At 74.6% G+C, this 24,577-nt stretch carries 18 protein-coding genes; 4 read left to right on the top strand and 14 right to left on the bottom strand.

What is annotated here, in order from left to right:
* Nucleotides 1-163 precede the first annotated feature (163 nt).
* Nucleotides 164-679, bottom strand: coding sequence for a transcriptional regulator NrdR (gene nrdR, locus ABZ457_RS16765; protein WP_359158308.1), 516 nt, complete (start codon nt 677-679; stop codon nt 164-166).
* A 552-nt stretch (nt 680-1,231) separates the two neighbouring features.
* Between nrdR and lexA the strand changes: the two genes are divergently transcribed.
* Nucleotides 1,232-2,017 carry a transcriptional repressor LexA gene (gene lexA, locus ABZ457_RS16760; protein ID WP_359158307.1) on the top strand — a complete coding sequence of 262 codons (786 nt, stop codon included), beginning with the start codon at nt 1,232-1,234 and terminating at the stop codon, nt 2,015-2,017.
* 91 nt (nt 2,018-2,108) lie between these two features.
* Here the strand turns inward: lexA and ABZ457_RS16755 are convergent, their stop codons facing one another.
* The 6 genes from ABZ457_RS16755 to ABZ457_RS16730 all read right to left on the bottom strand — a co-directional run bounded on the left by ABZ457_RS16755 (nt 2,109) and on the right by ABZ457_RS16730 (nt 11,827).
* Nucleotides 2,109-3,218: a hypothetical protein gene (locus ABZ457_RS16755; protein ID WP_359158306.1), complete on the bottom strand. Its 1,110-nt coding sequence runs from the start codon at nt 3,216-3,218 to the stop codon at nt 2,109-2,111.
* A gap of 388 nt (nt 3,219-3,606) precedes the next feature.
* Nucleotides 3,607-5,577, bottom strand: coding sequence for an ATP-dependent DNA helicase (locus ABZ457_RS16750; protein ID WP_359158305.1), 1,971 nt, complete (start codon nt 5,575-5,577; stop codon nt 3,607-3,609).
* Between the two features lie 82 nt (nt 5,578-5,659).
* On the bottom strand, nt 5,660-7,477 hold the full coding sequence (locus ABZ457_RS16745; RefSeq protein ID WP_359158360.1) for an IucA/IucC family siderophore biosynthesis protein: 1,818 nt from the start codon (nt 7,475-7,477) through the stop codon (nt 5,660-5,662).
* 119 nt (nt 7,478-7,596) lie between these two features.
* On the bottom strand, nt 7,597-8,238 hold the full coding sequence (locus ABZ457_RS16740) for a GNAT family N-acetyltransferase (RefSeq protein ID WP_359158359.1): 642 nt from the start codon (nt 8,236-8,238) through the stop codon (nt 7,597-7,599).
* A gap of 107 nt (nt 8,239-8,345) precedes the next feature.
* On the bottom strand, nt 8,346-10,274 hold the full coding sequence (locus tag ABZ457_RS16735) for an IucA/IucC family protein (RefSeq protein ID WP_359158304.1): 1,929 nt from the start codon (nt 10,272-10,274) through the stop codon (nt 8,346-8,348).
* A 173-nt stretch (nt 10,275-10,447) separates the two neighbouring features.
* Entirely contained in the window at nt 10,448-11,827 is a 1,380-nt protein-coding gene (locus ABZ457_RS16730; protein WP_359158303.1) for a diaminobutyrate--2-oxoglutarate transaminase family protein, read from the bottom strand.
* Nucleotides 11,828-12,209: 382 nt separating this feature from the next.
* On the opposite strand from ABZ457_RS16730, the gene ABZ457_RS16725 reads away from it, so the two are divergent.
* On the top strand, nt 12,210-13,373 hold the full coding sequence (locus ABZ457_RS16725; protein WP_359158302.1) for a hypothetical protein: 1,164 nt from the start codon (nt 12,210-12,212) through the stop codon (nt 13,371-13,373).
* A 110-nt stretch (nt 13,374-13,483) separates the two neighbouring features.
* Nucleotides 13,484-14,674, top strand: a complete 1,191-nt coding sequence (locus tag ABZ457_RS16720; RefSeq protein WP_359158301.1) for a hypothetical protein — start codon at nt 13,484-13,486, stop codon at nt 14,672-14,674.
* 117 nt (nt 14,675-14,791) lie between these two features.
* On the opposite strand, the gene hflX is transcribed toward ABZ457_RS16720, so the two are convergent.
* From hflX to miaA, 6 genes are all read right to left on the bottom strand, one after another.
* Nucleotides 14,792-16,282 carry a GTPase HflX gene (hflX, locus tag ABZ457_RS16715; protein ID WP_359158300.1) on the bottom strand — a complete coding sequence of 497 codons (1,491 nt, stop codon included), beginning with the start codon at nt 16,280-16,282 and terminating at the stop codon, nt 14,792-14,794.
* Between the two features lie 210 nt (nt 16,283-16,492).
* Nucleotides 16,493-18,025 carry a M1 family metallopeptidase gene (locus ABZ457_RS16710; RefSeq protein ID WP_359158299.1) on the bottom strand — a complete coding sequence of 511 codons (1,533 nt, stop codon included), beginning with the start codon at nt 18,023-18,025 and terminating at the stop codon, nt 16,493-16,495.
* Between the two features lie 239 nt (nt 18,026-18,264).
* Nucleotides 18,265-20,343 (bottom strand): HD domain-containing protein, encoded by a 2,079-nt coding sequence (locus ABZ457_RS16705; RefSeq protein WP_359158298.1) that lies wholly within the window; start codon nt 20,341-20,343, stop codon nt 18,265-18,267.
* Between the two features lie 233 nt (nt 20,344-20,576).
* Complete coding sequence (gene dapF / locus ABZ457_RS16700) at nt 20,577-21,476, bottom strand: diaminopimelate epimerase (protein ID WP_359158297.1); 900 nt, start codon at nt 21,474-21,476, stop codon at nt 20,577-20,579.
* Between the two features lie 117 nt (nt 21,477-21,593).
* The gene (locus ABZ457_RS16695; RefSeq protein WP_359158358.1) at nt 21,594-22,040 is read right to left on the bottom strand and encodes a hypothetical protein; all 447 of its coding nucleotides are present in this window, start codon (nt 22,038-22,040) and stop codon (nt 21,594-21,596) included.
* Nucleotides 22,041-22,146: 106 nt separating this feature from the next.
* Nucleotides 22,147-23,085 carry a tRNA (adenosine(37)-N6)-dimethylallyltransferase MiaA gene (gene miaA / locus ABZ457_RS16690; RefSeq protein ID WP_359158296.1) on the bottom strand — a complete coding sequence of 313 codons (939 nt, stop codon included), beginning with the start codon at nt 23,083-23,085 and terminating at the stop codon, nt 22,147-22,149.
* 185 nt (nt 23,086-23,270) lie between these two features.
* On the opposite strand from miaA, the gene ABZ457_RS16685 reads away from it, so the two are divergent.
* Nucleotides 23,271-23,516, top strand: a complete 246-nt coding sequence (locus tag ABZ457_RS16685; RefSeq protein WP_359158295.1) for an antitoxin — start codon at nt 23,271-23,273, stop codon at nt 23,514-23,516.
* A 74-nt stretch (nt 23,517-23,590) separates the two neighbouring features.
* On the opposite strand, the gene ABZ457_RS16680 is transcribed toward ABZ457_RS16685, so the two are convergent.
* Entirely contained in the window at nt 23,591-24,304 is a 714-nt protein-coding gene (locus ABZ457_RS16680; protein ID WP_359158294.1) for a class III extradiol dioxygenase subunit B-like domain-containing protein, read from the bottom strand.
* Between the last annotated feature and the right edge of the window lie 273 nt (nt 24,305-24,577).

Genomic DNA, 24,577 nt, shown 5'->3' with positions numbered 1-24,577 from the left:
GCCTCCCATATACGGGCGAAAACGCCCTGGAGTGCCCATGTCTTCCCTGGGCACATGTGTGTCTGTCGTCCCGGACGTCGCTCACAGCGCCCGGAACACGTCGTTGCCGCCCACGGCGGACCGGAGGCCGCCCGGGACCGGGCTCCTCCTCGGGTACCGCCGGTCAGTCGGCGGTGGTGGTGGCGGGCACGGGCAGCCCGACGGCCCCCGTGCTTCCGCTCTCCTGCGCGGGAGGCCGTTGTTCGCGGAGTTCCGCGATGGCGGCCTCGAAGTCTTCCAGCGAGTCGAACGCCCGGTAGACGGACGCGAACCGCAGGTACGCGACGAGGTCGAGTTCCTGCAGGGGGCCGAGTATGGCCAGACCCACGTCGTGGGTGGTCAGCTCGGCGCTGCCGGTGGCGCGCACCGCCTCCTCGACCCGCTGGCCGAGCTTGGCGAGGGCGTCCTCGGTGACCGGCCGCCCCTGGCACGCCTTGCGCACGCCGGAGATGACCTTGGTACGGCTGAAGGGTTCCGTGACGCCGCTGCGCTTGATCACCATCAGCGACGCGGTCTCGACCGTCGTGAAACGACGGGAGCAGTCGGGGCACTGGCGGCGGCGTCGGATGGACGTCCCGTCGTCGGTGGTCCGGCTGTCGACGACCCGGCTGTCGGGGTGCCTGCAGAAGGGACAGTGCATGGCTCCCAACCCCTCCTTACACAGCACGACGAGATAGCCCCGGAAGGCTCGCTGAGCCCCGGAAGCATCCCCAAGCATAGGCGATACTCACGCCCCAAGTGACCCGGGGACCACAACTTCTGGGCGACGCGGAACATCCAACCACTACATGTGGGGTTGAGTCCCACTGGGGTGCCCTCTGCGTGTCGGGCGGGCGTGTCGCGGGCGGGTACGTCCGGGGCGGGCGCGGGCGCGCGGCGGGCGGGGGACGGCCGGGGCGGTGCGCGACGCCGGGCAGTCTTCCACGCGGGGCGGGCGGCGGGCGCGCGCACACGCGCGGCGCGTGCGACACGGCGGGCTCGGCGCGGCACGCCCCGGGGCCGCGCCCGGCGGCAGCGCTACGGTGGAGGCCGTCACCCGGGTGGCCCGCCGCCCGCCGAACACACGCGCATACACCCGGCCGAGTGGACGAGCGAGGAAAACCGCGAATTTTCACTCGAACGTGTGTTTGGCGCAACCTTTCGAAACCAACTACCGTTGTCCAGCTAGGGAGACCATTCGAGAGGGGCCGACGTGACCACCACCGCTGACAGTGCCGCCATCACTGCCCAGGACCGCTCCCAGACCCGATACGAGCCGGTGCATGCCATGAATGACGCACTCACGAGCCCGGAGGGGCCCAAGCCCGCCCGCTCCCTGCCCGGCCGACCTCCGGGCATCAGGGCCGACAGCTCCGGGCTGACCGACCGGCAGCGGCGGGTCATCGAGGTGATCCGCGACTCCGTGCAGCGCCGGGGGTACCCGCCGTCCATGCGGGAGATCGGCCAGGCGGTCGGCCTGTCCAGCACCTCGTCCGTCGCCCATCAGCTCATGGCCCTGGAGCGCAAGGGCTTCCTGCGGCGGGACCCGCACCGCCCCCGGGCGTACGAGGTCCGCGGCTCGGACCAGCCCAGCAGCCAGCCCACCGACACCACGGGCAAGCCCGCCGCCTCCTATGTGCCGCTCGTCGGCCGGATCGCGGCCGGCGGCCCGATCCTCGCGGAGGAGTCGGTCGAGGACGTCTTCCCCCTCCCCCGGCAGCTCGTCGGCGACGGTGAGCTCTTCGTCCTCAAGGTCGTCGGCGACTCGATGATCGAGGCGGCGATCTGTGACGGCGACTGGGTCACCGTCCGCCGCCAGCCCGTCGCGGAGAACGGCGACATCGTCGCCGCGATGCTCGACGGCGAGGCCACGGTCAAGCGCTTCAAGCGCGAGAACGGCCATGTCTGGCTCCTCCCGCACAACGCGGCCTACCAGCCCATCCCGGGCGACGACGCCACGATCCTCGGCAAGGTGGTGGCGGTCCTCCGGCGCGTGTGACCACCCACCACCTGCCGGCACCGACCGGACCCCGGGATCCACTGCGCCGGTCCCGGGGTCCTGCTGTGTGTCGGGGGCGGGGGCGCCTCTCTTAGGCGGGCCTCGGGGAGGGGGCGTCCGTCCGGGTGGCGCGGATCAGGCGGATGCGCCAGTGGGTTTCCGCGGCTTCGGGGTCACGGCGCACCCGCTCCGCGAGGCCCGTCTCGAAGCGCTCGGCCACATGCCGGGCGCCCGAACCGAAGAGTGACGGCCCGAAGGCGACGAGGAAGGAGGCGGCGACCTCCTGCCCGTACGCCTCGGGGTCCCCGTTCCGGAGGAAGCGCTCGTATGCGGCGTCGGGGAGAGCGAGGAAGTCGGACTCCTCCAACGTCAGGAGGCCGCCGACGCCGGGCGTGGTGAACGCCTCCAGGTACTCGCTCTCGGTGCGGTTCCATGTCGGAATCGCCATCTCGGCCCAGGTGTCCTCCGACAGCAGCCCCCGGCGGAGCATGGTCTCCAGCTCGGCGGCGGCCATGTCCATGATTCCCTCGGCGCCGCTGGAACCGTCCTCGGCCGCCGCGCCGCCGACGACCACGAGCTGGCCGCCGGGAGCCAGTTCCACGGCCCGGTGCCGCAGGAAGGCGTGCCAGTCCTCCCGCGCGCGGCGGGCCAGCGCGGCACGGACCGGGCCCGAGGTGCTCGGCCCGTAGATGTGGCCGGTCAGGGGGCCGGGCAGCCGGGAGAGCCAGTGCACGGCAATGCTGCTCCAGGCGAGATCGATCTCCGCCGCCGCGAAGAGGCGGTTGTAGAACGACCCGCAGCGGGCGGCGGCGTACACGCCGGGCAGCGCGGTGTGGGAACCGGGGCCGGCGAGGCGCTCGAACAGCGCGTTGAAGTCGTTGCCGGGGATGTCGGTGTGCGTGACGAGGACGTCCGCGCCCTCGTGCGCGCGGCGCAGGCCGCTCACCGCGCGGTGCATGGGTGACAGGGAGTTCGCGCCGTCGGCGCAGCCGAGGTCCGCGAGGCGGAAGCGGCGGGGGTCCTTGACGGGGGCCGCTCCGCCGACCGGGGCGGCTGCGACGGCGGCGACCGCGCGATCCAGCAGGTCCAGGGCGGCGTCCGCCCCGGCGCGCTGGGCCTCGGCGTGCCGGCCGTAGCCGGCACCCATCACCCCGCGGGGTGCGGTGCGCGCCGCCTGAGCGTCCTGAAGGGTCTCGTCCACGACCGACACCTCCGTCCGCCGCGGTGCGGCGGGGTGGGAACACGTCCTCCCCAGCGTAGGCGCGCCCCCACCGGCCTGCCGGGCCCGCCCGCCCCGACCGGGCCGTGCGGCCGGCCAGGGGGTTCCCGGTGGGAACGGCCCCCTGCCCCGTCCGGGCCCCTCGGGCGAGTCACGCACCTCCGGCCCGGGCCCGGTCCCGCCCGGAGGTTGTGGCGCTTCAAGGCCGGCCCCGACCTGGCCGACGCCCCGCGCAGCCCGGACCACGCGGGCGAGCCACGCGCCCGTGGCCGGCCCGTGAGCCGTGACCGTGGCCAGCTAGGTCCCGCTCGGGACCAGGCGCAGACCCCCGCGGGCAAGCGGGTGTGGGCCCGGGCCCACACCCGAGGGCCTAGCGGCCCTCGGCCCTGGCCGCCGTGTCGATCGCGGCCAGGGAGCGGCGGGCCTGGTTGCGGTCGACCGTGTACCAGAAGTCCGGGAGGGAGGCCCGCAAGTAGCTGCCGTAGCGCGCGTTCGCCAGGCGGGGGTCGAGGACGGCGACGACGCCTCGGTCGCCGGTGGCGCGGATCAGGCGGCCGGCGCCCTGGGCCATCAGGAGGGCCGCGTGGGTCGCCGCGACGGCCATGAAGCCGTTGCCGCCCGCCTCCTCCACCGCCTTCTGGCGGGCGCTCATCAGCGGGTCGTCCGGGCGGGGGAAGGGGATCCGGTCCATGACCACGAGCTGGCAGCTCGGGCCCGGGACGTCCACGCCCTGCCACAGGGAGAGCGTGCCGAACAGGCAGGTCTCCGGGTCGGCCGCGAAGCGTCTGATCAGCTCGCCCAGGGTCTCCTCGCCCTGGAGCAGGATCGGCTTCTCCGTCCGGCCGCGCAGTTCCTCCGCCGCCGCCTTCGCCGCGCGCATCGAGGAGAAGAGACCGAGGGTGCGCCCGCCCGCCGCCTCCATCAGCTCGGCCAGCTCGTCCATCATGTCGCCGCGCGAGCCCTCACGGCCCGGGGTGGCCAGATGCCGGGCCACATAGAGGATGCCCTGCTTCGGATAGTCGAAGGGCGAGCCGACGTCGAGGCCCTTCCACTGGGGCAGGTCCTCTCCCCCGGTGCCCTCCGGGGCCAGCCCGAGCGAGGCGCCCACCCCGTTGAAGTCGCCGCCCAGCTTGAGGGTGGCGGAGGTCAGCACCACCGACCGCTCCGTGAACAGCTTCTCCCGCAGCAGCCCCGAGACGGACAGCGGCGCGACCCTCAGCGAGGCGCCGAAGCGGTCGTGCCGCTCGTACCAGACGACGTCGAACTCCGAGCCGTGCGTGATGCGTTCGGCGACCGCGTGGATGCTCTCCACCGAGGCCAGCGCCTGCTTGCGCACCGCGTCCTCGTCCTGGACCGACTTGTCGCGGGTGGCGCCGATGGCGCTGATCACCGTGCGGGAGGCGTCCCGCAGAGCCATCAGCGCATAGCCCAGGTCCTCCGGGATCTCCTCCAGCCGGCCCGGCAGGGCCAGTTCCATCACGCGCTCGAAGGTCTCCGAGGCGGTCTGGAGGGCGTCCGCGGCCTTCTCGTTGACCAGTTTGGCGGCCCGCCGGACCGCCCGGCCCACCTGCCCGGGCGTGAGTTCGCCGGTGGCGACCCCCGTCACCCGGGAGACCAGTTCATGGGCCTCGTCCACGATCAGCACCTCGTGCTGCGGCAGGACCGGCGCGCCCTCGATCGCGTCGATCGCCAGCAGCGCGTGGTTGGTGACCACCACATCGGCGAGCTTGGCCCGCTCCCGGGCCGTCTCGGCGAAGCACTCCGCTCCGTAGGCGCACTTGGACGCGCCCAGGCACTCCCGCGAGGAGACCGAGACCTGGCCCCAGGCGCGGTCCGAGACGCCCGGGGTGAGGTCGTCCCGGTCGCCCGTCTCGGTCTCGTCGGACCAGTCCCGCAGCCGTAGCAGGTCCGCGCCGAGCTTGCTGGTCGGCGCTGCGGCCTCGAACTGGTCGAAGAGGCCCTCCTCCTCGTCCTGCGGCGCCCCCTCGTGCAGCCGGTGCAGACAGAGGTAGTTGGAGCGCCCCTTGAGCATGGCGAACTCGGGCCGCCGCCGCAGCAGCGGATGCAGTGCGTCGACCGTGCGCGGGAGGTCGCGCTCGACGAGCTGGCGCTGGAGCGCCAGGGTCGCCGTGGCGACCACCACCCGCTCGCCCTGGGCCAGCGCGGGCACCAGATAGCCGAGCGACTTTCCGGTGCCGGTGCCGGCCTGCACCAGCAGATGGGAGCCGTCGTCGACGGCCTCCGCGACGGCCTCGGCCATGGCGGCCTGGCCAGGTCTTTCCACCCCGCCGACGGCGGTGACGGCGGCGTGCAGGAGATCGGAGAGGGGTGGCTTCGTCATAGCCCGCCCAGCCTACGGGGCGCCACCGACAGCGCCGTCACCTCGCGCTCCCGGGACGGGCGGCCGGGCGCACCCGGTCCCCTCATCCGCCCGTCGCCAGCGGGTTGGCGACGCTCCCGTGCTTCGCCGCGTGCGGCCGGTGCGGCCGGTCCCGGTAGCCGTCCAGGTGCAGCCGGTTGCGGTTCAGACAGAGCCGCTCGATACGGTCCGTGAGCAGGTCGAACAGCTCGTAGCGCTCCTTCAGCTCGGGAAAGCGCGCCTGGTGGGCCAGGATCTCGGAGCGCACGAGAGCGAAGAACCGGTCCTCGGGGACGCCGAGTTGCTCCTCGAAGAGCGGCGCGAGGTAGCGGAACACCCCGGTGAAGAGCCCCGAGTGGATGAACTGGGTCAGAAAGCCCGGTTCCTCGGTGAGCAGCACCCGCCGCACCTCGTCGGGCATCGCGTCCAGTTCGGGGACCGGCCGGGCGCTGACGTTGACGTCGTCCACGAAGTCCTTGATCGCCAGGCGGACGGGGACGTCGTGCTCGTCGTAGACGACGATCGCGTTCTCCCCGTGCGGTGAGAACACCGTGCCGTAGCGGTAGAGGAAGTGCAGCAGCGGCGGGAGGAGGGCCGCGAACAGGCGGCGCAGCCACACCTCCGGGGCGAGTCCGGACCGTTCGACCAGTTCGGCGGCGAAGGCGCGGCCGGCCGGGTCGGTGTGCAGCAGGGCGGCGAGGGTGCGGGCGCGCTCGCCGGGGTCCAGCCGGGGCTGGAGGGGTTCGCGCCAGATCGCGCCGAGGAGTTCCCGGTACTGGTAGGGCACATCGTCGAGCCGGTCGTACAGGGGGTGTTCGACGGTGACGGAGGCGACCTCGCCGAGGAGGATCACCCGGGTCTCGTCGCGCAGGAAGGGGTCCGCGTCGCGCAGGCCCTGCACCCAGGCGGTGACGGCGGGGGCGGCGAGGGTGCGTTCGGTGGGCAGGCCGCGCCAGACGAGGGTGTTCAGGATCGAGAGCGGCAGTTTGACCATGTGCCGGTCGGGCCGGTCGGTGTTGACGAAGGTGCGGATGGACTGCTGCGGCAGCCGCAGGTCGCCGTCGCTGGGCAGGGGCACGATCTCACGGCGGGCGACGGACGGGGCGTAGAGCGGGAGGACGGTCTCGTCCCACTGCCAGGGGTGGACGGGCAGCAGCAGATACCCGGCGGGGTCCAGGCCCTGGCCGCGCAGCACGGCCTCGAAGCGGGCCCGGGTCCCGTCGCTCAGCTCGCGCCGGTAGAGGTCGGCGGGGGTGCCGACGGGTCCGGTGCCCCGGTAGGCGGCGATCCGGGTGGAGACCGCGAGCCAGGGCAGGGCGGTCGCGCGGCGGGACTCGGGGGCCCAGCGGACGGTGTCGGAGGCGGCGAAGCCGATGCGGCCCTTGTTGAGGACCAGCCAGGGGTGGCCGGTCTGGTGGCCCTCCAGTTCGGCGTAGCCGAGGTCGGCCAGTTCGGCGGCGGTGCGGGCGGTGTGGTCGAGGGCGGTGTCGGCGGTCAGGGTGAGCGACAGTTCGCGCAGCAGGTGGCCGAGGGTGGCGCCGTCGAGACCGAGGGCGTCCCGTGCGCGGGCGAGGAAGGCGAGGGGGTCGGCGAACGGCTCCCCGTCCCAGGCGATCGAGCCGGCCTCGACGCGCCAGCTCCCGTACGCGCCGCGCCGGGCCCGGAAGGTGAGGCGGCCCGCGTCCCCGAGACCGAGGGCGTACGCGGCGTCGGGCGCCCGGTCCGGGTCGGAACCGGCGGACTCCCCCGGGGCCCGGTCGGTCTCCCGGAGCGGGCGGGGCGTGACGATCTCCTCGTACGCGAACTCACCGAGCATCTTGGCCAGCAGCCGGCCCGCCGCCCGGTCCCAGTTCGGCCCGGTCAGCCCCGGGGGCGTGTGCAGTACGGGCGCTTCGGGGCGGGGGCCGCCGGCGGGGGCGGCGGGCACGGAGGTGTTCGGCACGGGGACTCCTCGGGGTGAATCGGCGCGGGGCGCACGGGGTATGGAGGACGGCGGCTGCTTCACGGACGGCTCCCGGGGGCGCGGTCGCGGACCATGAGCGCGGCCCGCTTGTCGAGCAGGTCGATCTCCTCCTGGAGGCGGAAGCCGGCCCTGCGGAAGGCGGCGACGGAGGGCGCGTTGCGCACATCGGGTTCGGCGACGACCCGCCCGCAGCGCGGGCGGTGGCCGAGCACGAGGTCCCCGACGGCGCGCAGCAGGGCGGTCCCGAGGCCCCGGCCCCGGTCGGCGCCGTGCCCGATGAGGACATGGACGCCGGTGTCGTGCGGGCGCGCCGGGTAGTGGCGGGCGAGCGGGTCGAGATCGGCGCGGTAGAGCTCGAAGTAGCCCACGGGGGCGCCGTCGAGAAGGCCGAGGCAGGGCACGCTCCGCCCGTCGCCGTCGAGTTGGGGCCGCAGATGGGCGAGGGTGACGCTCTCGGGCCCGGCCAGCTCCCAGAACGCGGCGACGGCCGGGTCGTTCATCCAGCCCGTGATCAGCGCGAGGTCCCGCCCTGCGTCGACGGGCCGCAGGCGCAGTTCGCCGAAGGGCGTGCGCGCGGGGTGCCAGCTGCCGGGCGCGCCGAGGAGCCCGCCGGGCGTGCCGAGGGGTCCGGACGGCGGGCCGGTCCCGCCGCGCGGGCCGGTCCCGTCCTCGGCGCGCAGGCCCGTCCCGGCCCTGGTGCTCTCCGGTGCGGCCACCGGCCCCTCCTCCTGTTGTCGTCCCGGTCGTCGGGCGGGCGGCGGTCCCGGTGCGGACCGCCGCCCGCTGCTCACGCGTGCAGCGGATTGGCGACGGTGACGTAGACGGACTGGGTGTCGACCGGGCCGACGAGTTCGTCCAGGCCGTGCAGCCGGGTGAGCAGGTTCGCCTTGGCGCGGAGCACCGGCGCCGCCAGGAGCTGACCGGGCAGCGGCGAACCCCCGGTGGCGGCCTCCGCGGCGAGGAAGCGCCGCAGCGCGGCGAGCAGAACGCGTTCGTCCGCGAGTCCCTGCGCCCCGAACGCGCCGACCAGGCCGAGGACGTTGTTGATGCCGAGGTAGTAGGCGAAGCGCTCGTCGGTGACGGCGTCGGGGACGAAGGTGTCGCTCGCCCCGCCGATGCCGGGCAGCCGGCGGGTCAGCTCCTCGCGGTGGGACTCCCGGAAGTAGTAGCCCTGGTTGTCGCGGTAGCGCCCGCCGGCCGGCCAGCCCTCCCGGTCGAGCAGGACCAGGGTGTTCTGCTGGTGGGCCTCCAGGGCGATGCCCGCGTGCGTGTCGAGCCAGAGCACCGGGCGGACCACCTGGTCCAGATAGCGCAGGAACCACTCGGCGGCGACGGCGGGGGCCGGGCGGCCCGTGCGCGCGGCGAGCTGTCCGATCACGTCGGCCAGACGGGAGCGCATCCGGTCGTGGCCGGGCCAGGGTCGGGGCGAGGTGAGGGCGGCGACGCACACGGCGTCGTCCCCGGGGCCGAAGGGGTTGTGGCGCAGGACGACGTCGAGCCCGGTCACCGGTTGGCCGTCCGTGGTGTCCACGGCGAGCCAGGCCGGGTCGCGGACGATGTCGAAGCCGGGGTGGGCGGCCCGCCAGCGCGCCGAGAGGCCGGTGCGGAGCAGGCGGTGGACCTCGACGCCCCGGTGGAGTTCCTTGCGCAGGTTCTCCCGGCGGGAGTTGGTGATGCGCAGCCCGAGGGAGAGCTTGAGCATCGCGGGCGCGCCGGGCCGGTGCACGGTCCGCACGGAGGAGGTGGGGTGCCAGGGCTCGCCCCCGGGGCCGAGGTCGCGCAGCAGACCGGCGTCGAGAAGGGCGGCGACGGCGGGGCGGTGGCCCAGCTCGCGTGCCTGCCAGGGGTGCAGCGGCAGCACGGCCCAGCCCTCGGGGGCCCGGCCCGCGATCTCGTCCCCGGCCAGGCGGGCGGCGAGCCGGGGGGCGGGCAGCGGGCGGCCCTGCTCGGTCCAGGCGGAGTCGGCGGCGAGGACGGAGGGGTCGGCGGCCATCCAGTGGAGCGGGAAGGAGCCGTGGGTCTCGGGCGAGTAGCGGTCCGCCTCGCTCTCGGAGAGGCCCTCCCGGCTCTTGGGGGTCGGGTGCAGGGGGTGGCCGAGGAGGAGGGACTGCTCGGCGGCGAGGAAGAGGTCCGTGCCGTGCGGGCTCTCGGGCCGTTCGCGTCGTGCCGTGACGAAGGCGGCGGTGCGGCGGACGGAGTCGGCCACCCGCCCGACGAGTTCGGCGCCCTCGGTCGCGCCCGCCTCCCGGTGGAGGAGGGCGGCGACGGTGACGGCGTCGGCGGGCCCGGCCCCGGCCGGGGCGCCGGCGAGGACGGGCGGGCCGAAGCGGTGCCAGCCGGTCGGCGACCAGTAGCGGACGGGCACCAGGAGCACGGTCCCGCTGGCGGTCAGGGGGATGCTCAGGGTGTCGCCGGCGGGGCGGGGCAGGTCGATCTCCCGGACCCAGCAGCGCAGCAGGCTCTCCACGGCGGCGCCGTCGGCCGCGCGGTAGGGGTCGGGGTCGTCGAGATGGTCACCGGGGGGCGTCGGGGCCGGGTCCCGGTCGGGGGCGGTCTCCGGGACCGCGTCCCGGGCGGGGTCCGCGCGGTGCGGGAGGGCGTCGTCGAGAGGGCCGTGGTGCTGGCGGGGCACGGTCGGCGTCTCCTGCGCGGGCCCGGTGACCGGGGCGGGGCGGTCGTCGGCCTCGGGCGCTTCGGGGGCGTGGCTGGGGTTCACAGGGTTCCTCGGGGGTCCGGGTGGGGCGGTGTCCGGGTGGAGGGGCCCGGGGGTGGGGGCCGTGCGGGACGGGGCCGGGGGTGGGCGGTCCCGTGGGAGAGGTGGCCGGGTGGTGCCGGGCGGGGCGGGGGACGCGGGCCGGGGCGGCCCGGCACAGGGCGCCGGACCGGCGGTCAGCCCACCGGGGCCGCGCGGACGCCCCGGCTCCGGACCGACCGCTCCGCCGTGGCGAGCGCGTCGGCGAACCGGTCGAGTACGGCGTCGGCCTGTTCGTCGGTGAGCGTCAGCGGCGGCAGCAGCCGTACGACCGCCGACTCCCGTCCGCCCAGCTCCACGATGAGCCCGCGCTCCAGGCACTGGTGGCGCACCTCGGCCGCGAGGCGCGGCGCGGGCGGCGGGGCCAGGGCGTCGGGCGCGGTCGTCTCGGGGTCGACCAGCTCCACACCGATCATCAGCCCGCGCCCCCGGACGTCACCGATGCAGCGGTGCGAGGCGGCGAGGCCCTGGAGGCGGGCGAGCATCCGGGCGCCGAGGGTGGCGGCGCGTTCGGCGAGGCGGTTCTCGCGGACGAAGGCGAGGGTGGCGGCGCCCGCAGCCATGGCGAGCTGGTTGCCGCGGAACGTTCCCGCGTGGGCGCCGGGCTGCCAGGCGTCCAGGCCGGAGCGGTAGACGATCACCGCGAGGGGCAGGGAGCCGCCGATCGCCTTGGACATCACCATCACATCGGGCACCACACCGCTGTGCTCGACGGCCCAGAAGGCGCCGGTCCGCCCGACGCCGGTCTGCACCTCGTCGGCGATCAGCGGGACGGAGCGGGCGGCGGTGATCTCCCGCATCCGGCGCAGCCAGGAGTCCGGGGCCGGGACGACCCCGCCCTCCCCCTGCACGGGTTCCAGGATCATGCCGGCGGGCGCCGGGACACCGCTCTTGGGGTCGTCCAGGACTCCGGCGGCCAGCCGGGCGGCGAGTTCGGCCCCCCGCTCGCCGCCGACCCCGAACGGGCAGCGGTAGTCGTACGGGAAGGGCAGCCGGGTGACGCGCACATCGGTGGCCCCGCCGGAGACGTCGAGCGCGCCCGCGGTCATGCCGTGGTACGCGCCGGTGAAGGCGAGCATGCCCTGGCGGCCGGTCGCGGTGCGGACGAGTTTGAGCGCGGCCTCGACGGCGTCGGTGCCTGCCGGGCCGCAGAACTGGATCCGGGCGTCGTCCGCCAACTCCCGCGGCAGGGTGGCGAACAGCTCGGTGGTGAACGCGTCCTTGACGGGTGTCGCGAGGTCGAGGACGTGCAGGGGCGCCCCCGAGTCCAGCACCTTCTTGATCGCTTCGAGGACCACGGGGTGGTTGTGGCCGAGCGCCAGGGTGCCCGCGCCGGAGAGGCAGTCGAGGTAACGGCGGCCGTCGGCGCCCTCGATGGTCAGCCCGCGGGCGCGCACCGGCACGATCGGCAGCGAGCGGGCGTACGTCCGGGCGGCGGACTCGCGCAGCGACTGCCGGCGCAGGATGCCCTCGTGGACGGATGTGGCAGCCGTCGGGGCTGGTCGGTTCACGGCCACGGCTCTCGGTCCTCCCGCTGTCACGGTTGTGTCGTCGGGGGTACGGCTCCCGTACGCGGAACGCTCGGCGCGGCGCACCGGCCTGTCGGCCCGTCGGGTCGTGAGGCAGCCGGGCCGTCCCCCGCACGTACCAACGACGGCGGGCCCGGAGGATCACGCTCCGCCGGAAGATCCGTCCGGCGGGGGAACCGCGGACCTGCCGCACGCCGTCCCCAACGGCACCGGCATAGTGGGGGGCCGCACCCGGCGGCACGTCCGCCAGGAGCGGCCGCGGACCCGTCCGCGACCAGCGGCGACGACGCCGCGGCACCGATATTTCCGACACGTTGTGGTTCGGCAGAAGAGCGGAACAGCAGCACCGAAGTCCCAGGGGGATCACGAGATGCGACCCATTCGCCCGACGCTGGCGGCGGCCTCGCTCGCCGCCGTACTGGCGCTCACCGCCACGGCCTGCGGTCCGAGCGAGGAGCAGGCCGGGGACAAGCCGAGCGCCCCGGTGAGCGAGCCGGCGACCGACGGCAAGATCACCATTCCGGACGATCTGAAGGACCGGCTCAAGGAGCACGGGATCGACCTGGACAAGTGGCGGGACGGCGAGTGGAAGAACTGGGACCGCGACAAGTGGCTGCGCGAGGCCAAGGACTACGTCAACCCGATCATCGAGGACCTGTGGGACCCGGACCGGATGCGTGACGCGGAGAAGCCGCCGACCAAGCCGGTCGAGCCGGACATCTCCGGGGACGAGGGCGTCACCGACCCGACGCCCGAGCCGGTCGACGCCGTGCCGGTGAAGACGCCGTACCACTCGGCCGTGCCCGAGGCGGGCAAGGTCTTCTTCGACGGCCCCCAGGGCTCGATGGTCTGCTCGGCGACCGTGGTCAAGGACCCGGCGAACCCCGGGAAGTCCAACATGGTGTGGACCGCGGGCCACTGCGTCCACGCGGGCAAGTCCGGCGGCTGGTACCGCAACATCGCCTTCGTCCCCGCGTACAACGACAAGGCCACCCAGTCCACGGACAAGGACGAGATCGCGCCCTACGGCGTGTGGTGGGGTGACTGGGCGCAGACCTCGGACCAGTGGATCGCGCAGGGCGCGGCCACCGGCGGCCAGGGCGCGCCGTACGACTTCGCCGTCATCCACGTCACCCCGGAGAAGGGCCGCACCGGCAAGTCGCTGGAGGAGACGGTCGGCGCCGCGCTGCCCGTGGAGTTCAACGCACCCGCCGTGCCGAAGATCGCGAAGATCACCGCGACCGGCTACCCGGCCGCCCCGCCGTACGACGGCGAGAAGATGTTCCAGTGCGCCGACAAGCCGGGGCGTCTCTCCCTCAAGGCCGAGCAGCCCACCATGTACCGCATCGGCTGCACGATGACCGGCGGTTCCTCCGGCGGCGGCTGGGTGGCGCAGGGCCAGGACGGCAAGCCGGCCCTGGTCTCCAACACCTCCATCGGCCCGGTGACGGCGGGCTGGCTCGCCGGTCCGCGGCTGGGCGACGAGGCCAAGGGTGTGTACGACGCGGTGAGCCGGAAGTTCGCCGGGCGGTGATCCCCGGCGACCGGTGACCGGCCCGCCGCCCGCTGTCCGCTGTCCGCTCCAGCGGGCGGCGGGCCGGTCCCGAACAACGACCGCACGCTTCTTCCAGGGGGAACACGTCCATGCGATCCATACGTCCACTGCTGGCCGCCGCCGGGCTCGTCCCGGTCCTCGCGCTGGCCGTGACCGCCTGCGGCCCGGGTGAGGACACATCCGCCGGCAAGCCCGCCGCCTCGGAGCCGGCCGGTGGCGGGGCGGACGGCGGGGGCGGTGAGCAGCCCGGGGCGGTCCCGGGGGACCTGGCCGACCGCTTGAAGGAACGCGGCCTGGACGTGGACAAGTGGAAGGAGGGCGAGTGGAGGAACTGGGACCGCGACACCTGGCTGCGCGAGGCCAAGGACTTCGTCAACCCGGTGATCGAGGGGCTCTGGAAGCCCGAGCGCATGGCGACCGCCACCGCCCCGACCCGGACCCTCGCCGCCGGTGACATCACCGGCGACCGGGACGTGACCGACCCCGAGCCCGCACCGGTGCGTGCCGCGCCCGAGAAGACGCCGTACCACCGCAACGCCGCTCCCGTCGGCAAGGTCTTCTTCGACGCCCCCGAGGGCTCGATGGTCTGCTCGGCGACCGTGGTCAAGGACCCGGCGAACCCCGGGAAGTCCAACATGGTGTGGACCGCGGGCCACTGCGTCCACGCGGGCAGGTCCGGCGGCTGGTACCGCAACATCGCCTTCGTCCCCGCCTACAACGACAAGGGCCGGTCGCCCGCCGCGCTGGAGTCCGCCCCGCCGCGGGAGGTCGCGCCCTACGGCGTCTACTGGGCCGACTGGGTCGCCACCTCCGGCGGCTGGATCGACCAGGGCGGGCCGAGCGGCGGCACCGGCGCGGCGTACGACTACGCCGTGATGCATGTGAAGCCCGAGCGGGGCACCACGTCCCTGGAGGAGACGGTCGGCGCGGCCCTCGACGTCGACTTCGCGGCGCCCGGGGCGAAGCGCATCGGCACGATCGGCGCCTGGGGCTACCCGGCGGCGCCGCCGTACGACGGCGCGCTGATGCACAAGTGCGTGGACCGGGCCGGGCGGTTGTCCGTCGCGCCCGGGACGCCCACGATGTGGCGTATCGGCTGCACGATGACCGGTGGTTCCTCGGGAGGCGGCTGGTTCGTGAAGCAGCCCGGCGGGAAGACCGTGCTCGTCTCCAACACCTCGATCGGGCCGGTCACTTCGGGCTGGCTCGCCGGTCCCCGGCTGGACGAGGACGCCGAGCAGGTCTACACGATGATGAGCGAGAAGTTCGCCGGCCGGTAGCGGCCCGCTCGTCGGGGCCCGGAACAACTCGTCGGGACCCGGACCAAGCGGAAGGGCCCGCTCCCCGAGGGGAGCGGGCCCTTCCGTATCCGTGCGGTGCGTGCGGCCCGTGGCCGGTCAGCGGTTCGCGGGCGTGTACGGCGCGAGCGCCGCGGCCAGTTCCTCGTGGACCCGGCCCTTGAGACGGGTGCCCTCCTCGGTGTGCTCCTCGGAGATCACCTCGCCCTCGGCGTGCACCCGGGACACCAGGGACCCGTGCGTGTACGGCACCAGGGCCTCGACCTCGATCTCGGGCCGCGGCAGCTCGTTGTCGATGAGCGCCAGCAGCTCGGCGATCCCGGCACCGGTCCGGGCCGACACCGCGATGGCGTGCCGTTCGATCCGCAGCAGCCGCTGGAGGACCAGCGGGTCCGCCGCGTCGGCCTTGTTGACGACCACGATCTCGGGCACGTCGACCGCGCCGACGTCACGGATGACCTCGCGCACGGCGGCGAGCTGCTCCTCCGGCGCGGGGTGCGAGCCGTCCACCACATGCAGGATGAGGTCGGAGTCGCCGACCTCCTCCATGGTGGAGCGGAACGCCTCCACGAGGTGGTGCGGCAGGTGCCGGACGAAGCCGACGGTGTCGGCGAGGGTGTAGAGCCGGCCGCTCGGCGTCTCGGCGCGGCGCACGGTCGGGTCCAGGGTGGCGAACAGGGCGTTCTCCACCAGGACTCCGGCGCCGGTGAGGCGGTTGAGCAGCGAGGACTTGCCCGCGTTGGTGTAGCCGGCGATGGCGACCGAGGGGACCTTGTTGCGCCGGCGTTCCTGGCGCTTGATCTCGCGGCCGGTCTTCATCTCCGCGATCTCCCGGCGCATCTTCGCCATCTTCTCGCGGATCCGCCGCCGGTCCGTCTCGATCTTGGTCTCACCGGGACCACGGGTGGCCATGCCGCCACCGCCGCCGCCACCCATCTGACGGGAGAGCGACTGGCCCCAGCCGCGGAGCCTCGGCAGCATGTACTGCATCTGCGCGAGGGCCACCTGCGCCTTGCCCTCACGGGACTTGGCGTGCTGGGCGAAGATGTCGAGGATCAGGGCGGTCCGGTCGACCACCTTGACCTTGACGACGTCTTCGAGGTGGATGAGCTGGCCGGGGCTGAGTTCACCGTCGCAGACGACGGTGTCGGCGCCGCTCTCGAGCACGATGTCCCGCAGCTCCTGCGCCTTGCCCGAGCCGATGTAGGTCGCCGGGTCCGGCTTGTCGCGGCGCTGGATCACGCCGTCGAGCACGAGGGCGCCCGCCGTCTCGGCGAGGGCGGCGAGCTCCGCGAGGGAGTTCTCCGCGTCCCGCACGGTGCCGGAGGTCCAGACACCGACGAGGACGACGCGCTCCAGACGGAGCTGCCGGTACTCGACCTCGGTGACGTCCTCCAGCTCGGTGGACAGGCCCGCGACGCGGCGCAGCGCCGCACGGTCGGAGCGGTCGAACTGCTCGCCGTCCCGCTCCGTGTCGATCTCGTGGCTCCAGGCGACGTCCTCTTCCATCAGGGCATCGGCCCGAAGGCTCTCGGTGCGCGTCTCCGCGAAGCTCTGCTCGTCCTGGGAAGGGGATGAAGAGGAGGTCATTGGATCCTTTGCGTCGAAGGAAGGGCTGGGAAGCCGGTGCGGGGCGCACCGTGCACCCTGTTCGCCCTGTGGGAGAAGTGTGCCCGGTGCTTCACAGAGGAGAACGCACCGCGGTGCGGGAAGATTCCCCGGCCCGGGGTGCGGCCCGTGGTCCCGGCCCGCGGCGGGCGCCGCCGGCCCGTCGATGGTGCCACGGGCGCGACGGACGCGTCACGCGGGTTTTCCGGGGGCGGGCGCGGACGGTTGGGCGGCCGCGGACGGTCCGGGGGCGGGCGTGCGCTGCCCGGGCGCGCGCTGACCGGGGGCGTCGCTGCGCCAGTCCGGGTGCCCCGGCATCGGCGGGGTCGTGGCGCCGTACAGCCAGCCGTCGAAGAAGGCGCCGAGGTCGCGGCCCGCGATGCGGGAGGCCAGGTCGGTGAAGTCCTCGGTGCCCGCGGTGCCGTCACGGTGGGTGCTCACCCAGGCACGTTCCAGGCGCTCGAAGGCGGCCGTGCCGATGGTCTGCCGCAGCGCGTACAGGACGAGGGCGCTGCCGTCGTAGACCACGGGCCGGAAGAGGCTGAGCTTCCGGCCGGGCTCGGGGGCGTCGGGTCGGGCCGGCGGGCCGCCGGCGGCGCGCCAGCCGTCGGAGAGCCGGTAGGCGCGGCGCATCCGCTCGACGAGGGACCGCTCCCCCTTCTCCTGCGCGTACAGGGCCTCGTACCAGGTGGCGTGGCCCTCGTTGAGCCAGAGGTCGGACCAGGTGCGGGGCGAGACGCTGTTGCCGAACCACTGGTGGGCCAGCTCGTGCACCATGATCGACTCGACGTACCACGCGGGGAGGTCGGGGCGGGTGAACAGGGAGCGCTCGAACAGGGACAGGGTCTGGGTCTCCAGCTCGAACCCGGTGTCCGCGTCGGCGACCAGGACGCCGTAGTTCTCGAACGGGTAGCGCCCGACGCGCTGTTCCATCCAGGCGATCTGCTCGGGGGTCCTGCGCAGCCAGGGCTCCAGCACCGCCCGGTCGGCCGCGGGCACCACGTCGCGCACCGGCAGCCCGTGCGGGCCGCGCCGTTCCAGCACGGCGGAGCGGCCGATGGACACCTGGGCCAGCTCGGTGGCCATCGGGTGGGCGGTCCGGTAGGTCCATGTGGAGGTCGTCCCCTGGTGGCCGAGGTCCACCCGGCTGCCGCCCGCGACCACGGTGGTGTCCTTGGGGGCGGTGACCCGGAAGGTGAAGTACGCCTTGTCCGAGGGGTGGTCGTTGCACGGGAAGACGCGGTGCGCCGCGTCCGCCTGGTTGGCCAGGGCGAGCCCGTCCCCGGTGCGCACCCAGCCGCCCGCGTCGGCGGGGCCGCGGGGGTCGCTGGTGTGGGTGACGGTGATCGCCATGCGGGTGCCGGCCGCCACGGGCCGGTCCGGTTTCACGACCAGGTCCTCACCTGCGGTCGCGAAGGCGGCCGGGCTGCCGTCGACCTCGACGGAGCGGACGGTGCCGTGGGTGAAGTCCAGGTTGACGCGGCCGAGTTCGCGCTCCGCCCAGGCGTCGATCACGGTGACGGCGTCCATGGGCCGGTCGTTGGCACCCCGGTAGGCGAGGGAGATGTCGTAGGCGATGACGTCGTAGCCGGGGTTGCCCAGTTCGGGGAAGAGCCGGTCGCCGATGCCTAGCGCGCGGGGCTCGGGCAGCACCGCGGCGACGAGGGCGGAGGCGGCCGCGACGAGCAGAGCGGCGCGCAGGCGCCGCCGGGAGGAGTGGAGCATGCCCTACCGGTACCAGCGCACCGCCGGGCGGACGGGGAGGGCGCGCGACGGCGCCCCGGCCGCCCACCCGAACGAAGGGCTCCGGGCCGGGCGGTCGGCGCCGGGTGCCCGTGCGGGGTGCCGGGCCGGACCGTCGACGCCAGGGGTCTGCGCGGGGGGCGCGTCAGACCGTCGACGCCAGGGGTCCACGCGGGGGGCGCGTCAGACCGTCGACGCCAGGGGTCCGCGCGGGCGCCGCGTCAGACCGTCGACGCCGGGTGCCGGCTCCGGCTGACGTCGTACACGCCGGGGATGTCCCGCATCGCCCGCATCAGCGCGGGCAGCCCCGCCGCGTCCGGCAGGCGCAGGGTGTAGGTGTGCCGCACCCGCTGCTCGCTCGGCGGCTCGACGGTCGCGGAGACCACGGCCGCGCCCTCGGTGGCGATGGCCTCGGTGAGGTCGGCGAGCAGCCGGGGCCGTCCGAAGGACTCGACGACGAGGGTGACCCGGCACTCCGCCGCCTCGCCCCACCGCACGTCCACCGGGGCCCGGCCGGCGTCCGCCATCCGCAGCACGGCCGGACACTCCTGCCGGTGCACGGTCACCGCTCCCCCGCGTACCGGGAAACCGGTGACCCGGTCCGGCGGTACGGGGGTGCAGCAGCCGGCCAGGCGGACGGTCGCGTCGGGCAGGTCCACCACGGCGTTGGCGGCGTCCGGGCGGCCCGCCGCGCGCTGGGCGGGGCGGCGCGGCACGGCGGCCGGGGCGCCGGGGCCCTCGGGGTTGGCCTCCAGCCAGCTGGTGATCGCGATACGGGCGGCCGGGGTGCGGGCGTGGTCGAGCCATTCCGGCGACGGCCCGGAGGCGGCGTCCTGGGCGAGGAGGACGTGCACGGTGTCCCCGTCGCGGAGCTGGGTGCTGAGGGTGGCCAGGCGGCCGTTGACCCGGGCCCCGATACAGGTGTGGGCCAGCTCGCCGTACTGGGCGTAGGCCGCGTCCACGCAGGTGGCGTCCGCGGGCAGGCCGAGGGCGCGGCCGTCGGCGCGGAAGACGGTGATCTCGCGGTTCTGGGCGAGGTCGGCGCGCAGGGAGGTCCAGAAGGTGTCCGGGTCGGGGGTGGCCTCCTGCCACTCCAGCAGCCGGGACAGCCAGCCGGGCCGGGTGGGGTCAGCGCGCTCCCCGTCCGGCGGTTCGGCGCCCTCGGTGGGGACGTAGGGGTTGCCGAGGGCGACGACGCCGGCCTCGGCGACCTTGTGCATCCGGTGGGTGCGGATGAGGACCTCGGCGACGGCGCCGTCCGGTCCGGCGACGGCGGTGTGCAGCGACTGGTAGAGGTTGAACTTGGGGGCCGCGATGAAGTCCTTGAACTCCGAGATCACCGGGGTGAAGCAGGTGTGCAGTTCGCCGAGGACGCCGTAGCAGTCGGCGTCCTCGGGGACCAGGACCAGCAGCCGTCCGAAGTCGGTGCTGCGCAGTTCGGCGCGTTTGAGGCAGACGCGGTGGACGGAGACGAAGTGGCGGGGCCGGATGAGGACCTCCGCCGGGATGTCCGCCTCGCGCAGCACCGAGCGGAACTGCTCGGCGATGGCCTCCAGGGCGGTGCAGGCGGTCGCGTTCCCGGCGATCAGGGCGCGGGTGCGCTCGTACTCCTCGGGGTGGAGGATCGCGAAGACCAGGTCCTCCAGTTCGGTCTTGAGCGCCTGTACGCCGAGCCGTTCGGCGAGCGGGATGAGGACGTCCCGGGTGACCTTGGCGATACGGGCCTGCTTCTCGGGGCGCATCACCCCGAGGGTGCGCATGTTGTGGAGCCGGTCCGCGAGTTTGATCGACATCACCCGGACGTCGTTGCCGGTGGCGACGAGCATCTTGCGGAAGGTCTCCGGCTCGGCGGCGGCCCCGTAGTCGACCTTCTCCAGTTTGGTGACGCCGTCCACGATGTAGCAGACCTCGGCGCCGAACCCGGCCTTGACCTGATCCAGCGTCACCTCGGTGTCCTCGACGGTGTCGTGGAGGAGGGAGGCGGTCAACGTGGTGGTCTCCGCGCCCAGTTCGGCGAGGATCAGGGTGACGGCGAGGGGGTGCGTGATGTACGGCTCGCCGCTTTTGCGGAACTGGCCCCGGTGGGACGACTCCGCGAGCACGTAGGCCCGGTGCAGCGGATCGAGGTCGGCGTCGGGGTGGTGGGCACGGTGGGCTTCCACGACATGGCCGATGGCGTCCGGCAGGCGGTCCCGGCCGTTGGGTCCCATCAGGGCGGCACGGCCGATGCGGCGGAGGTCGATGCGCGGGCGCCCCCGCCGCCGGCTGTGGGCACCAGGGTTCGCGGCCTCTGCAGTCATGGGCACCTCCGGCGGCGTCGACCGGCGAAGGGGAGGATCGGATCGCTTCTCCCGGCCGGTGCTTGATGCTACCGAGCCCACCACGCGCCGCAGTCCCGCTCTCGCCCAGCGTGAAACGGATCACCCATTCGAGCGATGGCCAGGGAACGGCGAACGTGAGAAAGGGCTAAAGTGTCCCGCTTCGCGCCGGGCGGCGCACCCGTCCCGTGCGGAGCACGGGCACAGGAGAGAGGTCAGCCGTCGAGCAGGGCGGGCGCGATGCGCCCCTCGGCGACGATGACCGCCGGACCCGTCATCTCGATCTCGCCGTCCGGCCGCTCGGTGATCACCAGCCGCCCGCCGGGCAGATCGACGGTGTACGCGACGGGCACTCCGGTCGCGGCCGGGTCCGCGCCGTCCCTGCGGGCGGCGGCGACGGCGACCGCGCAGGCGCCGGTGCCGCAGGAGCGGGTCTCGCCCGAGCCGCGCTCGTGCACCCGCATGGCGACATGGCGCTCGCCCCGGTCGACGACGAACTCCACGTTCACCCCGTCCGGGTAGACCGCGGCGGGCTCGAAGGCGGGGGCGGCCGTCAGCTCGCCCGCGTGGGCCAACTCCTCGACGAAGGCGACCGCGTGGGGGTTGCCCATGTTGACGTTGCGGGCGGGCCAGCTCCGCCCGCCGACCGTGACGGTGACGCCCTCGGCGGGCAGCAGGGCGCGGCCCATGGAGACGGTGACATCGCCCTCGGCCGAGCCGGTGCCGGGCTTCGCCAGGTGGACGCGCTTGACGCCGCCCCGGGTGGCGACGGCGAACTCGCCCGAACCCGCGTGGCCGGCGTGCTGGAGGTAGCGGGCGAAGACGCGGACGCCGTTGCCGCACATCTCGGCGACGGAACCGTCCGCGTTCCGGTAGTCCATGAACCACTCGGCCTCGCCGGCCAGGTGCCGGGCCTCGGGGTGCGCGGCGGAGCGGACGACGCGCAGCAGGCCGTCGCCGCCGATGCCGGCCCGGCGGTCGCAGAGCCGGGCGACGAGGGGCGCGGGCAGATCGATAACGCCGTCCGGGTCGGGGACGATCACGAAGTCGTTCTCGGTGCCGTGGCCCTTGAGGAAGGGGAGGTGCGAGGTCTGCGCGGTGGTCACGCCCTCCATCGTACGAGCCGCCGCCGACAGCGCGTCCGGTGGTCGGGGCGGGCACGGCTCGGGGCGGGCCACCGGGTGCGCCCGGCTCGGCGCAGGCGGGGGTGGGCGGGGGCCGGCGGGCCCGGATCAGCGCAGGCGGGCGACGCGCCAGACGGCGAGGGCGACCAGCAGCGCGCCCGCGCCCACGTACAGCGCGATGACCCGCCAGTCGGGCCGTTCGCCGGAGCCCCGCTGCGGCAGCCCGGGCCAGGTGTGGCCCACCCGCCGGGCGGCCATCACGCCCCAGCCCGCGGCGCAGCAACTGATCAGGAGCCCCAGCATGGCGACGACCGCGCCGCCGTCACCGGTGCCGAAGGCGAGCGGGAAGGCGAACATCAGCGAACCGAGGGCGGCGAGGCCCACGATGGGGGCGAGCTGCCAGAAGCGCAGCCGGCGCTGCGGGCGGAGTTCGACCTCGACCTCGACCTCGTCCGCGAGCACGTCCTGCTCGTCCGGACCGTCGGGGGTCAGCCCCGACGTGCCCGCTGCGGCGTCTCGGCGTTCCCGCTCGGTGTCGCGAGGGCCGGCCTCCATCGCCACGCGCCCTCCCCACTCGGACTCAACTGTCGATCGATGCTCGATGATGGCACGCCCGCGAAGGGCGACATGACGGCCGGAGCATCCCGATGCCATGACGTGATCAGGCTGTGACCGCTCGTTCGATCAACGCCAGCGCGCGGTGCGGAAGTTCCCCGCGGTCGGCCGCCGCGCCGCTGAGCCAGGTCACCCGCGGGTCGCGGCGGAACCACGAGTCCTGGCGGCGCGCGAAGCGCTTGGTGGCGCGCACCGTCTCCTGCCTCGCGTGGAGTTCGGTGCACTCGCCGGCGAGCGCGGCCAGCACCTGCTGGTACCCGAGGGCGCGCGAGGCGGTGCGCCCCTCGCGCAGTCCGCGCGCCTCCAGGGCGCGGACCTCGTCCACGAGCCCGGCCTCCCACATGCGGTCCACCCGGGTGGTGATGCGCTCGTCGAGTTCGGGGCGCGCGACGTCGACGCCGATCTGCACGGTGTCGTAGACGGATTCATGGCCGGGGAGGTTGGCGGTGAACGGCCTGCCGGTGATCTCGATGACCTCCAGCGCGCGCACGATCCGGCGGCCGTTGCCGGGCAGGATCGCGGCGGCCGCCTCGGGGTCGGCGGCGGCGAGCCGGGCGTGCAGCGCGCCGGGGCCGTCGGCCTCCAGCTCGGCTTCGAGCCGGGCGCGGACCTCCGGGTCGGTGCCGGGGAACTCCAGGGCGTCGATCGCGCCCCGGACGTACAGCCCCGAACCGCCGACGAGGACGGGGGTGCGCCCCTCGGCGAGCAGCCGGTCGATCTCGGCGCGGGCGAGGCGCTGGTACTCGGCGACGCTCGCGGCCTCGGTCACGTCCCAGATGTCGAGGAGCCGGTGCGGGACGCCGCCGCGTTCCTCCTCGGTCAGTTTGGCGGTGCCGATGTCCATGCCCCGGTAGAGCTGCATGGAGTCGGCGTTGACCACCTCGCCGTCCAGGTGCCGGGCGAGGAAGACGCCCAGATCGGACTTGCCGGCCGCGGTCGGGCCGACGACGGCGATGACCCGCGGCGCGGGAGCTGCGCTTCTCACCGCCCCAGTCTCGCAAACCGCGGGGCGCGCTCCGACCGGGCGGGGCGGCGGGGGACGGCACCGGAGCGGGCGGCGCGGGTAGGCTGAGGAACCGACACGGGAGTTTTGTCACACTTTCCGGCACGGCGTCCCGTTCGAAGCGGATCATGGATCACCGATCACGGTTTACGGAAGGAAGGTGGCCGATGGGCTTCCTGGACAACCTGAAGGCCAAGCTCGCCCCCGCCAAGGACAAGGTCACGGACCTCGCCCAGCAGCACGAGGGCAAGATCGGCCAGGGTCTGGACAAGGCCGCGCGGACGGTCGACGACCGGACCAAGGGCAAGTACAGCGACAAGATCGAGACGGGTACGGGGAAGGCGAAGGACGCCCTCGGGCGCATCGCGCACCCGGAGACGCCGGAGGGCGGGAACCGCCCGCCGTCCGCCTGAGCGCACCCCCGTTGCGGCCCTCTCAGCCGCGGAGCCCCGGGTTCCGCGGCTGAGGCGTGTCCGGGCCCGGGGGGTCACGCCCAGGTGGCGACGTAATAGCCGACGCCGTAGGGCGCGTCCTCGTACAGCAGGCGCCCGTCCAGGCCGGCGCCCTCCGCCGCGCCCGCGAGGACCTGCCAGGGGGTCCGCCCCGACACCTTGAGCTGCCGCGCGAGGTCCGGGTCGAGGGCGCCGAGGGCCGCGAGGTCGGCCGATCCGAGCGCGCGGGCGGCCTCCGCGTCGAAGCCTGCGGCCCGCTCGTCGAGGTAGCCAGGCGCCTTGACCGTCCGGCAGGCGCTGCCGTCCCCCATCACCAGCAGGGCGACCCGCTCCTCCCGTGCCGCGAGTCCGCGGCCCGTCTCGGCGCAGCCGGCCGCGTCGGCGTTCTCGTCCACGCCCAGCCCTTCGACGTGGCACGCGTCCCAGCGGGCCCGCTCCAGCAGCCACGCCCCGACCGCCAGCGAGGCCGGCAGCTCCCGGTCCGCCGCCCCGCCGGTCCCGTGGCCGAGACGTACGCCGAGGTCCACCCCGAAGCCCCGGAAGGACCCGCCGGCCCCGCCCGGGTGCACACCGGGAGCCGTCCCCCCGGCGGGTCCGACGACCACGAGCAGCTCGGGCCGGGAGGCGGCCAGCACGCCCACGGCGTCGGCGCAGGCGTCCCGCAGCCCCTCCAGCTCGGCGGCGGCCCCGGCCGCGACCTCGGGCACGAGCAGCGGCGGACAGGGGCACACGGCGGCGGCGACAAGCATGATCGCCACCCTAGCCCGTGCGCCCGCCCGCACCCTGCGGGCGGGCCGGCCCGGCGGGGCACGCCACCGCGCCGGGCCCGGGCAGCGCCCCTGTCTGGTCGCCCCCGGGCGGAGCGGCCCGTGCCGGGTGGTCCGGCGGGGGCCGCGCCGGCGCGCGGCCTGCTCGCAGCGAACCGGCCCCGGCACGCCCACGCGGGCCGGCGCAACACCCCGGCGGGCGCGGCCCGCGCCCCCGCACACACCTGTGGGCCCGTCGCGCTCCCACCGGTCCAG

The organism is Streptomyces sp. NPDC005805 (assembly GCF_040630445.1).
GTDB lineage: Bacteria > Actinomycetota > Actinomycetes > Streptomycetales > Streptomycetaceae > Streptomyces.
The sequence above is the reverse complement of the archived record's forward strand: the minus strand, read 5'-3'. Positions and strand labels throughout refer to the sequence as shown.

Excerpts from the sequence above, each read along its gene's own strand:
- dapF (WP_359158297.1), bottom strand. The coding sequence starts at position 21,476 with ATGGAGGGCGTGACCACCGCGCAGACCTCGCACCTCCCCTTCCTCAAG.
- hflX (WP_359158300.1), bottom strand. The coding sequence starts at position 16,282 with ATGACCTCCTCTTCATCCCCTTCCCAGGACGAGCAGAGCTTCGCGGAG.
- nrdR (WP_359158308.1), bottom strand. The coding sequence starts at position 679 with ATGCACTGTCCCTTCTGCAGGCACCCCGACAGCCGGGTCGTCGACAGC.
- ABZ457_RS16710 (WP_359158299.1), bottom strand. The coding sequence starts at position 18,025 with ATGCTCCACTCCTCCCGGCGGCGCCTGCGCGCCGCTCTGCTCGTCGCG.
- ABZ457_RS16750 (WP_359158305.1), bottom strand. The coding sequence starts at position 5,577 with ATGACGAAGCCACCCCTCTCCGATCTCCTGCACGCCGCCGTCACCGCC.
- ABZ457_RS16705 (WP_359158298.1), bottom strand. The coding sequence starts at position 20,343 with ATGACTGCAGAGGCCGCGAACCCTGGTGCCCACAGCCGGCGGCGGGGG.
- ABZ457_RS16725 (WP_359158302.1), top strand. The coding sequence starts at position 12,210 with ATGCGACCCATTCGCCCGACGCTGGCGGCGGCCTCGCTCGCCGCCGTA.
- ABZ457_RS16680 (WP_359158294.1), bottom strand. The coding sequence starts at position 24,304 with ATGCTTGTCGCCGCCGCCGTGTGCCCCTGTCCGCCGCTGCTCGTGCCC.
- ABZ457_RS16695 (WP_359158358.1), bottom strand. The coding sequence starts at position 22,040 with ATGGAGGCCGGCCCTCGCGACACCGAGCGGGAACGCCGAGACGCCGCA.
- ABZ457_RS16720 (WP_359158301.1), top strand. The coding sequence starts at position 13,484 with ATGCGATCCATACGTCCACTGCTGGCCGCCGCCGGGCTCGTCCCGGTC.
- ABZ457_RS16685 (WP_359158295.1), top strand. The coding sequence starts at position 23,271 with ATGGGCTTCCTGGACAACCTGAAGGCCAAGCTCGCCCCCGCCAAGGAC.